Below are 9,848 nucleotides of genomic sequence, written 5' to 3' on the forward strand. Positions count from 1 at the left end.
CTTATGACCTTCATGCGTGACACGCTCCAGCGTCTCGCGCCCGGCACGCAGCTTCGCGACGGGCTCGAGCGCATCAAACGTGGCCACACCGGCGCGCTCATCGTGCTTGGCGACGGCCCCGAAGTCACCGAAATCTGCGACGGCGGCATCGAATTCGACGTGCCATTCACCCCGACGCTGCTGCGCGAGCTGTCCAAGATGGACGGCGCCGTCATCCTCTCCGACGACGCCACCCGCATCACGCGCGCGAATGTGCAGCTCGTGCCATCGCCGACATTCCCAACCACCGAGACGGGCACCCGCCACCGCGCGGCCGAGCGCACAGCCCTGCACACGGGGGTTCCGGTGGTGTCCGTGTCGGCGTCGATGAATATTGTTACGGTCTACGCCGACGGGAAGCGCCACGTCATCGAGGAGCCCGTGGTGCTGATGACGCGTGCCCGCCAGGCGATCGCGACCGTGGAGCAGTACCGCTCGCGCGTGGACAAGGCGAACCAGCGCCTCAGCGTCGCAGAGATGAACCGTTACGCCACCGTCGAGGATGTCCTGCACCTCTTGCAGCGTCAGCTGCTCCTGCAGCGCGCCGCGCGCGACGTCGATGACCAGATCCTCGAGCTCGGCGCCGACGCCCGCCAACTCCGCCTCCAGCTCAGCGAGCTACGCGGCAGCATTTACCAAGACATCGCCATGCTCGTGTGCGATTACGTCGTCGCCGACGGCGCGCCAAGCAATTCGCTTATCGACGACACCCTCGACCGCCTCTCCCTCCTCCCCGACCCTGAACTCCTCAACACATCAGCTCTGGCCAGCACGTTGGGGCTGCCCGCCACCGAGGAGAATCTCATGGAGGACGTCACTCCACGCGGCTACCGTGCGCTGAAGCGTATCCCGCGCGTGCAGAAGTTCTTGATCGACTACATCGTTGCTGAATTCGGCGATTTGAACGCTATCCGCGAAGCCGATGCTGAACGGCTCGCCGAGGCCGAGAATGTTTCGCCACTGTGGGCGCGCCACATCGTGGAGGGGCTGCGGCGCTTCGGGTAGTCCGAGCTATTCGGTGATGTTGAACGTCACCGGCGCGGAACCATTATCGCCCAGGTAGCCAACCGCAGCGTATGCACCCGGACCAGCCGCCGGACGAGCATCGCACTGCCCCGGCGCGGAACCAAGCCCCGACCAGGCAGCGGTGAACTTGCGGCTCTCGCCAGCAGCAAAGGTCTCCTGGCCTGCGATCATCGGCTTATTGCAGTCCGTGTCGCTCCAGATCTGCTGGAAACCCTCACGGCCAATCGAGTAGGCAGCGAAACGGAGCTGGCTCTCATCGGTGTTGATGACACAGTCCGCACCCGTCGGGTTGTGGATCACCACGGAGAACTTCCGGTCCTCCGCCGTGTCCTGTGGGCTGAAAGCAGTCTTGTTCACCTCTGCAGTCAGCTGCAGGTCTTTGAGCTCACAGGTCTTCTTCGCCGCGAGAGCCTCAGCGTCCTCGGATTTCTCCGGGTCTTCGGGCTTCTCGTCTTCAGTCGCTGCGGCATCGCTGGACTTCGCGTCCGTCGCGTCAGTTTCCGTTGCCTTGTCTGCGCCGTCCCCATCCTCGTCGGGATTCGGCTCCGTTGGTGTTGTCACCAAGGTGGTGGGTGGGGCGGTGGGGGTCTTAGTGGTGTCGTCCCCACCCGAGCGCGCCATCGCGGACAGCGCCCACACAACCAGCGCAACCACAGCCAGAATCACCACGACGGCAGCTACACGGCGCCGCGTGTAGATCTCCTGCGGCAACGGACGCCCGTCCGAGTGCAGGTCAGCAGAGCTGCCGGCGGCAGAATCTGTATCAGCACTGCGATCGAAATCGCGGTCCAGGCCGCGGTTCAGGTTGCGGTCGCGGTCAAAACGTCTTGGGCGGTTCGGCGGTTGGTGTGTCACACCGTGATCCTAACCCGCGAAATGCTCCTGAACGCTTGTGACGCGGCCATCTTCAAGCCTGTATCTTGCGGCGACGACACCAACGGTGCCATTTTCAAGCTCGGTCCGCAGGGATGGGATACGCGCGATGATGTGTTCGGCGGTCACTTCGGCGTGAACTTCTTCGATCCCGGCGCGATCCTCACGACCAGCTCTTTTCGCTGCCAGAACGCTCGGCGCGATCTTTTCCACGAACACGCGCGTCAGGTCCGCGGGCAGGTCGCCTTCCTCAAACGACGACGCTGCCGCACCGATCGCACCGCAGCTCTCGTGACTCAGCACAACAATCAGCGACACGCCGAGCGATTTCACCGCGTATTCCAGAGAACCGGTCACCGCCGCGTCAACACAGCCCCCGGCGGTGCGGATGACGAAGAGGTCGCCTAGGCCGACGTCGAAAAGCATCTCGACCGGCACGCGCGAATCTGAACACGCCAGCACGGCGGCGAAGGGGGCTTGGCCGGAGAGGAGCTCGGTGCGTCGATAAGCGTTGGTGTTTGGGTGCTCCGGGCTGTCGCTGGCGAACCTCGCGTTACCCGCTTCAAGGTGCGCCCACGCATCCCGCGGAATCTTCCTGAAAGGCATACCCACTATTGTTGCACGCATTGTGATTGATCCCGCGAAGGTCTCCGCCTGGTACCGCGCAAACGCCCGCGACCTGCCGTGGCGTCGCCCCGGCACCACCCCGTGGGGCATCCTGTTGTCCGAGGTGATGAGCCACCAAACTCCCGTCGCCCGCGTCGCGCCCATCTGGGAAGAGTGGATCGCCCGCTGGCCCACGCCCGGCGACCTCGCCGCCGCACCCACCGACGCCGTCCTCCGCGCATGGGGCACCCTAGGCTACCCGCGCCGCGCGCTCCGCCTCAAAGAATGCGCACAAGCGCTTAACGACGCCGTCCCCTCCTCCGTCGATTCCCTCCTCGCCCTACCTGGCATCGGCGACTACACAGCCCGTGCCGTCGCCGCCTTCGCGTTTGGCGCCGCCGTGCCTGTTGTGGACACCAACGTCCGCCGCGTCTACGCCCGCGCCGTCCTCGGCCGGCCCATGGCGCGCCCCCAAAAAGCCGAGCTCGAATGGGTTGCCGCGCTGCTTCCCGACGACGAACCCGCCGTCTTCTCCGCCGGCCTCATGGAACTCGGCGCGCTCGTGTGCACCGCGAAAAACCCTGCGTGCGACGAGTGCCCCCTGCGTGATGACTGCGCCTGGCTCGCCGCCGGCTCACCAGCGCCCACCGCCGAAGAGCTCGCCCGCCGCAAAGTCCAGAAATACGCAGGCACCGACCGGCAGGTCCGCGGCAAAATCATGAAAGTCCTCCGCGAAACCGACGGCCCCGTCCCCCAATCCGCCATCGACGTCGTCTGGCCCGACGACGCCCAACGCTCACGCGCCCTCTACTCACTCATCGAAGACGGCCTCACCGTCCAAGACGCCGACGGGCGCTTCCGCCTCCCCTAGAGCGGGGGAGCTTATTTCCAACGCCCGCGGTACGTCAGCCCGCCGGGCAGCTTCACCCACACGCCACCGCGTGAGTTGATCGTCAGCGGCCCCATCTTCGTCGACATAGACGCACCCGATTTGGACACGTTGATCCACGAATTCTTGCCGACCTTCTTCTTATCCCTGTACAGCAGACCCATAGCCACTCATCTTACGGTTACCCCCTAGTTTCGTCGTCAAAACCCGGGGGCAGATGAGTTTCGCTTAGTATCCTTCGCATGATTCGCATCACTTCTTCGCGCCCCATCGCCGCAGCCGTCGCTGCTGCTTCGTTGTGCCTCGCGGCGCTCGTTCCTGCACCCGCCGGGGCACAGACCGTGGAGGAAATCCGCGGCGGCCTGCACCACGCTGCGACCACTCCGGGCGGCAACCCAGTGCAAGGCTACGACGCGTTTTACGACGCCCCCGTACCCCAAGAGCAGCTCGACCGACCAGGCAAGATCGTGCGCAAGCAGCCTGCGCCCCACTTGCTGAATATCCTGGGCCCGAATTTCTACGGCTACGGAAAACGGATCCTGTACACCTCCACGACCGTGCACGGTGATGTCGTCCCGGTCAGCGGTGCCGTCATTGAGCCGGCGAACCCGTGGCGTGGCAAGGGGCCGCGTCCGACGGTGGTGTTTGGTCCTGGAACGCGTGGCTCGGGGGATGCATGTGCGCCGTCGCGAGGCACGTGGATGATGGGGCAAGTCGACCCGAAGACGGGCTCCTTGGGCACGAATTATGAGCTGCCGAATTACCATGCAGCAGCTCTGCTGGGCATGCGTGTTGTGGTGACAGATTACATCGGGCTGGGCACCCCTGGCGCGCACACATACGTGCTGCATGAGGAGGAGGCGCACGCGATGCTTGATGCCGCCCGCGCTGTCACTCCGAAGGGCGCACCTGTCGGATTCTGGGGTTATTCGCAGGGCGGCGGTGCGGCTGCTGCGGCGGCAGAGCTCGCTGACACATACGCCCCTGAGTTGAATGTGAAGGCGACTTTCGCAGGCGCGCCACCCGCGGACCTTCTGGCCACGATGCGTGGCGCCGACAATTCCACCATCACCGCGGTGCTCGGTTACGCGTTGAACAGCTGGCAGGAGCGGTACCCGGAGCTCGGGCCGGCGCTTGAGCCGGTGTTCAATGAGAAGGGTCGGGAGTTTTTGGCGTCGACAGCTAGTGCGTGCATTGCGGATAGTGCCGTGCGTTGGGGTCTGCGCGATTCGCGCGCGTTCACCACGAGCGGGAAGAACATCAGCGAGGCTGTCACCGAGCGCCCCGAAATGCGCAAGCTTGTCGACGACCAAAAGCTCGGCCGCCGCGCCCCCTCCTCCCCCATCATGATCTCGACAGCCGGCAATGACGATGTTGTCCCCACTAGCCAGGTCGTTCAGCTCGCACGTGATCACTGCTCCCTTGGCGCGAATGTGTCCTTCTACGACAGCGCCCTTCCCCCGCTCACGCCGGGAGTGAAGAGCGGTGTGAACCACGCGATTGGCGTGTATTCCCATCTCGCGCCGTCGATAATGTGGATGATGGATCGCTTCAACGACGTGCCCAACCGTTCCAACTGCGGCACCTTCTAATAAGGATCTCCCCGCGCACCCATCGGTGCGCGGGGAGATCCCTGTTTAGGGGGCGCGGTTAGGCTTTGTCGCCGTCGTCGCCGGTCTCATCGCTGCTGTCCTCGTCGCGTGGGCGGTCGAGCAGCTCCGTGTTGCCGTCGGCGTCGGAGCCAGCGTCGGCGTCGGCTTCAGCGTCGGCGTCGGTGTCCGTATCCGGCGCCTCATCAGGGTCCGGCGGAGTCGTCGCACGGATCTGCACGTCCTCCTGGCCGTCCTCCGGGGCGATATCGCGAACATCTTCCTCGTCGAGGTCGCCAAAGGTGTCCTCAGGCAAAGGCTTCGGCTTCGGGCAGAAGGTGAACTCGGCGGACTCGTAGTCACGCGGACTGTCGGTCTTGCCGTCCCAGTTCTTCACATCGACCTCGATGATCTCGCCGGCACCGATCTCACCGAAGAGGATCTTCTCGGACAGAACATCCTCGATCTCGCGCTGGATAGTGCGACGGAGAGGACGAGCACCAAGCACCGGGTCGAAGCCGCGGGCGGCAAGCAGGTTCTTGGCAGCGCTCGAAAGCTCGATGCCCATGTCCTGAGCCTCGAGGTTCTTCTCCAGGCGCTTGACCAGAAGCTCGACCATCTCCACGATCTGCTCCTGGGTGAGCTGGTGGAAGACCACGACCTCGTCGATACGGTTCAAGAACTCAGGGCGGAAGTGCTTCTTCAGCTCGTCGTGAACCTTGTTCTTCATGCGCTCGTACTGAGCATCCGCATCGGTAGCGCTGTCGCCGGTGAAGCCGAGACCAACAGCCTTCGAAATATCGGAGGTACCCAGGTTCGAGGTGAAGATCAAGACGGTGTTCTTGAAGTCGACGTTGCGGCCTTGGCCGTCGGTAAGCCGGCCCTCTTCGAGCACCTGCAGGAGGGTGTTGTAGATCTCCTTGTGGGCTTTCTCGATCTCGTCGAAAAGCACGACCGAGAACGGCTTACGGCGCACCTTCTCCGTGAGCTGGCCACCCTCCTCGTAGCCGACGTATCCCGGAGGCGCACCGAACAGGCGGGAAGCGGTGAAGCGGTCGTGGAACTCACCCATGTCGACCTGGATGAGCGCGTCCTCCTCGCCGAAGAGGAATTCCGCGAGCGCCTTCGACAGCTCGGTCTTACCCACGCCGGACGGGCCGGCGAAGATGAACGAACCGGACGGGCGACGCGGGTCTTTCAGGCCCGCGCGGGTACGGCGGATCGCACGCGAGACAGCCTTGACTGCGTCGTCCTGGCCGATGATGCGCTTGTGCAGCTCCTCCTCCATGTTAAGGAGACGGTTCGACTCACTCTCGGTGAGCTTGAACACCGGGATGCCGGTCCAGTGCGCGAGCACATCCGCGATCTGCTCCTCGCCGACCTCAGCGATGTCCTCCAGCTCGCCGGAGCGCCACTGCTTCTCCTTCTCCGCGCGCTCTTCGCCGAGCTTACGCTCGGTATCGCGCAGACCGGCCGCCTTCTCGAAGTCCTGGGCGTCGATCGCCGCTTCCTTCTCCTTGCGCACGTCCGCGATGCGGTCGTCGACCTCGCGGAGGCCTTCCGGAGCGGTCATGCGCTTGATGCGCATGCGAGCGCCAGCCTCATCGAGCAGGTCGACGGCCTTATCCGGCAGGAAACGATCGTTGATGTAGCGGTCCGACAGGTTCGCTGCGGCAGCAAGCGCGTCGTCGGTGTAGGACACACGGTGGTGCGCCTCGTAGCGGTCACGCAGGCCCTTGAGAATCTGGATGGTGTCCTCGATGCTCGGCTCATCCACCTGCACCGGCTGGAAACGACGCTCGAGCGCAGCGTCCTTCTCGATGTGCTTGCGGTACTCATCCAGCGTGGTCGCACCAATGGTCTGCAGCTCACCGCGAGCGAGCTTCGGCTTCAGCAACGAAGCCGCATCGATCGCGCCTTCAGCAGCACCGGCGCCGACGAGAGTGTGGATCTCGTCGATGAACAGGATGATGTCGCCGCGCTGGTTGATTTCCTTGAGAACCTTCTTCAGGCGCTCCTCGAAATCGCCACGGTAACGAGAGCCCGCAACCAGGGAGCCCAGGTCGAGCGAGTAGACCTGTTTGTCCTTCAGCGTCTCCGGGACCTTGCCATTAGCAATGTCCAGCGCAAGTCCCTCAACGACAGCAGTCTTACCCACGCCCGGCTCACCAATCAGCACCGGGTTGTTCTTCGTGCGGCGCGACAGCACCTGCATGATGCGCTCGATCTCCTTGTCGCGTCCGACGACCGGGTCGAGCTTGCCTTCCTTCGCAGCAGCGGTCAGGTTGCGGCCGAACTGGTCGAGCACCAGCGAATTGGAACGCTCGCCGCCACCACCACGTGGGCCACCAATGCCGCCCTGGGCAGAGCCAGCGCCGGCCAAGCTCGGGCCGTTGCCACCCTGACCTTCGGCGACCTCGGGGTTCTGGCCGTCGCCACCCTCGTAACCGGAGAGCAGCTGAATAACCTGCTGACGCACACGCGGCAGATCCGCACCAAGCTTGATCAGCACCTGCGCAGCAACGCCCTCACCCTCACGGATCAGGCCGAGCAGCAGGAACTCAGTGCCGATGTACTTGTGCCCCATCTGCAGGCCCTCACGCAGCGCGAGCTCCAGCACCTTCTTCGCACGCGGCGTGAACGGCACGTGGCCCGTGTGTGGCTGGGTGCCGCGGCCAATAATGTCGATAACCTCACGACGCACGTCCTCCAGGTTGATCCCCATCGACTCGAGCGCCTTTGCTGCAACGCCCTCGCCCTCCTGGATCAAACCAAGCAGAATGTGCTCGGTGCCGATGTAATTGTGGTTCAAATCGCGTGCTTCCTGCTGGGCCAGGACGATCACGCGACGCGCACGGTCGGTAAACCGCTCGAACATGTGGCAACCCCTTTTTTCGCTGTTGGTCAGAGCTAACTAAGAGCTAACTAAGAGCTAATTGGTTTTAAGTTCCACCCACCATAACGCGCATGTACACGAAGCAATCCCGCCTCGAAAGGACAAACCTCGAAAACGGAACAAAATAGCAGTTCACGGGGGTGTTCGCTGGTAGCGAACATGGGTTTTGGCGTCGATAAGCGATATGCGCAAATAGGATAGGACGAAAAGAGAGGAGCACCCAATGCCTATCAGTCTGTCCGGCCGCAATTTTCTGAAACTGCTCGATTTCATGCCTGAGGAAATCCGCTACCTGATTGACCTGTCGCGGCAATTCAAGAACCTCAAACTCACCGGCACGCCGCACCGCTACCTCGAGGGCAAGAATATTGTGCTGCTGTTTGAGAAGACCTCCACACGCACGCGCTGCTCATTTGAGGTCGCCGGCCGTGATCTTGGCATGGGCGTGACGTACCTCGACCCAGGTTCGTCGCAGATGGGCAAGAAGGAATCCATCGCCGACACCGCCCGTGTGCTGGGGCGAATGTTCGACGGCATCGAATACCGCGGCTACGGCCAGGAAATCGTTGAAGAGCTCGCCGAAAACGCCGGTGTCCCCGTCTGGAACGGCCTGACCACCGAATTCCACCCCACCCAGATGATCGCCGACATGCTCACCATCGAGGAAAATTTCCCGCAAGGGCTCCGTGGCCTCAAGCTCGTTTACATGGGTGATGCGCGCAATAATGTCGCCAATTCGCTCATGGTTGTGTGCGCCAAGCTGGGCATCCACTTCGTCGCGTGCGGCCCCAAAGAGCAAATGCCAGAGCAATCGCTTATCGACGCCTGCACTGCCCTCCCCTCCTCCGCCCCCATCACCCTCACCGAAGACGTCGACGAAGCCGTCACCGGCGCCCACGTCGTCTACACCGACATCTGGGTCTCCATGGGCGAACCGGATGATATCTGGGAAGAACGCATCAAACTTCTCGAGCCCTACCGCGTCACCAGTGCCGTTATGGCCAAAGCTGCTCCTGATGCCATCTTCATGCACTGCCTGCCGTCGTACCACGACACCAAAACCACCGTCGCCGCGGACATTGCCGAGAAATTCGGCATCACCGAAATGGAAGTCACCAACGAAGTCTTCGAATCCACCCAATCCAAGGTCTTCGACGAAGCCGAGAACCGCATGCACTCGATCAAGGCGATCATGTACGCGACGCTCTCGTAACCAATTGCCCACGTCAGTTCGGCTGCAGCCGTGAAAACACGCGACCTGTTGCGCTAAAGGTTTTTGGGCGTGGCTGCGCGGCCGTAGGCATGCGTAATCAGCGTGTGCCTACGGCCGCTTTTGATTGGGTTTCGCGCGGTTGGTTCCCGGGCTGATTGGGTTTCGCGCGGGCATGCTTCGCGCACCTTGGGTTCCGCACAACCAAGGTTTCTGGCTAGCTATCTTCCGGTCATTGCCCGAACAGCAGGTGCATTGCACCGTATTGGTGCGTGGTGTTCGGCACGGGTTTCCCACGTGGCGAAACCCACACTGGTGTTCCATGCCGGATGCGTATTCGACCCCGGCGTTTTCGTAGTGGGTCATCATCATTGGTGAGGTTGTGATACCTACACAACACCGACAGATTGTTCATATTCGTCTGCCCACCAGCCACCCACGGGGTCACATGATGAACCTGACAATGATCCGCAGCATGCCGACAATCCGGCACCGGACACATCGTCAAGGTAGCCCGGGCTAAATCACGCTGCTTCCGATTCGCAAGACGCTTAGTGTCATACAAATTCACCGGACCCGCCTGCGGATGGAACAAACCAACCTCTAAATCCTTGCCGTAATGCTCCGCAAGGAACTCCGCACCCGTCATCGTCGTACCATCAGACAAACCCAAGATGGTCTCATCACCATCACCCGCCAGAATCTTGAAGTACTCCGGCA

At 62.6% G+C, this 9,848-nt stretch carries 9 protein-coding genes; 4 read left to right on the top strand and 5 right to left on the bottom strand.

Annotated elements, in window-relative coordinates; all coding sequences use genetic code 11:
- The first annotated feature begins 3 nt into the window (after positions 1–3).
- Positions 4–1,044: a DNA integrity scanning diadenylate cyclase DisA gene (disA, locus tag Q0X21_RS05660; protein ID WP_297850846.1), complete on the top strand. Its 1,041-nt coding sequence runs from the start codon at positions 4–6 to the stop codon at positions 1,042–1,044.
- Between the two features lie 6 nt (positions 1,045–1,050).
- On the opposite strand, the gene Q0X21_RS05665 is transcribed toward disA, so the two are convergent.
- A complete protein-coding gene (locus tag Q0X21_RS05665) occupies positions 1,051–1,920 on the bottom strand; it encodes a hypothetical protein (protein WP_297850847.1) in 870 nt (289 codons plus the stop codon).
- A 9-nt stretch (positions 1,921–1,929) separates the two neighbouring features.
- Complete coding sequence (locus Q0X21_RS05670; RefSeq protein ID WP_297850848.1) at positions 1,930–2,544, bottom strand: carbonic anhydrase; 615 nt, start codon at positions 2,542–2,544, stop codon at positions 1,930–1,932.
- A 22-nt stretch (positions 2,545–2,566) separates the two neighbouring features.
- On the opposite strand from Q0X21_RS05670, the gene Q0X21_RS05675 reads away from it, so the two are divergent.
- Positions 2,567–3,415, top strand: a complete 849-nt coding sequence (locus Q0X21_RS05675) for an A/G-specific adenine glycosylase (RefSeq protein ID WP_297850849.1) — start codon at positions 2,567–2,569, stop codon at positions 3,413–3,415.
- An 11-nt stretch (positions 3,416–3,426) separates the two neighbouring features.
- Here the strand turns inward: Q0X21_RS05675 and Q0X21_RS05680 are convergent, their stop codons facing one another.
- The gene (locus Q0X21_RS05680) at positions 3,427–3,597 is read right to left on the bottom strand and encodes a DUF4236 domain-containing protein (protein WP_297850850.1); all 171 of its coding nucleotides are present in this window, start codon (positions 3,595–3,597) and stop codon (positions 3,427–3,429) included.
- Positions 3,598–3,675: 78 nt separating this feature from the next.
- Between Q0X21_RS05680 and Q0X21_RS05685 the strand changes: the two genes are divergently transcribed.
- Entirely contained in the window at positions 3,676–5,025 is a 1,350-nt protein-coding gene (locus Q0X21_RS05685; protein ID WP_297850851.1) for a lipase family protein, read from the top strand.
- 58 nt (positions 5,026–5,083) lie between these two features.
- On the opposite strand, the gene Q0X21_RS05690 is transcribed toward Q0X21_RS05685, so the two are convergent.
- Positions 5,084–7,900, bottom strand: coding sequence for an ATP-dependent Clp protease ATP-binding subunit (locus Q0X21_RS05690; RefSeq protein WP_297850852.1), 2,817 nt, complete (start codon positions 7,898–7,900; stop codon positions 5,084–5,086).
- A 241-nt stretch (positions 7,901–8,141) separates the two neighbouring features.
- Here Q0X21_RS05690 and argF point away from each other — a divergent pair, with 241 nt between their 5' ends.
- The gene (gene argF, locus Q0X21_RS05695; protein WP_297850853.1) at positions 8,142–9,131 is read left to right on the top strand and encodes an ornithine carbamoyltransferase; all 990 of its coding nucleotides are present in this window, start codon (positions 8,142–8,144) and stop codon (positions 9,129–9,131) included.
- 229 nt (positions 9,132–9,360) lie between these two features.
- On the opposite strand, the gene Q0X21_RS05700 is transcribed toward argF, so the two are convergent.
- Positions 9,361–9,848 (bottom strand): HNH endonuclease signature motif containing protein (locus Q0X21_RS05700; RefSeq protein ID WP_297850854.1); only part of this gene is annotated, 488 nt, incomplete at its 5' end.

This window comes from uncultured Corynebacterium sp., from assembly GCF_947253065.1.
Classification (GTDB): Bacteria; Actinomycetota; Actinomycetes; order Mycobacteriales; family Mycobacteriaceae; genus Corynebacterium.

What these genes read in the sequence shown, in the direction of transcription:
- disA (WP_297850846.1), top strand. Translation starts at nt 4, where the DNA reads ATGACCTTCATGCGTGACACGCTCCAGCGTCTCGCGCCCGGCACGCAG.
- Q0X21_RS05670 (WP_297850848.1), bottom strand. Translation starts at nt 2,544, where the DNA reads ATGCCTTTCAGGAAGATTCCGCGGGATGCGTGGGCGCACCTTGAAGCG.
- Q0X21_RS05680 (WP_297850850.1), bottom strand. Translation starts at nt 3,597, where the DNA reads ATGGGTCTGCTGTACAGGGATAAGAAGAAGGTCGGCAAGAATTCGTGG.
- Q0X21_RS05685 (WP_297850851.1), top strand. Translation starts at nt 3,676, where the DNA reads ATGATTCGCATCACTTCTTCGCGCCCCATCGCCGCAGCCGTCGCTGCT.
- Q0X21_RS05690 (WP_297850852.1), bottom strand. Translation starts at nt 7,900, where the DNA reads ATGTTCGAGCGGTTTACCGACCGTGCGCGTCGCGTGATCGTCCTGGCC.
- argF (WP_297850853.1), top strand. Translation starts at nt 8,142, where the DNA reads ATGCCTATCAGTCTGTCCGGCCGCAATTTTCTGAAACTGCTCGATTTC.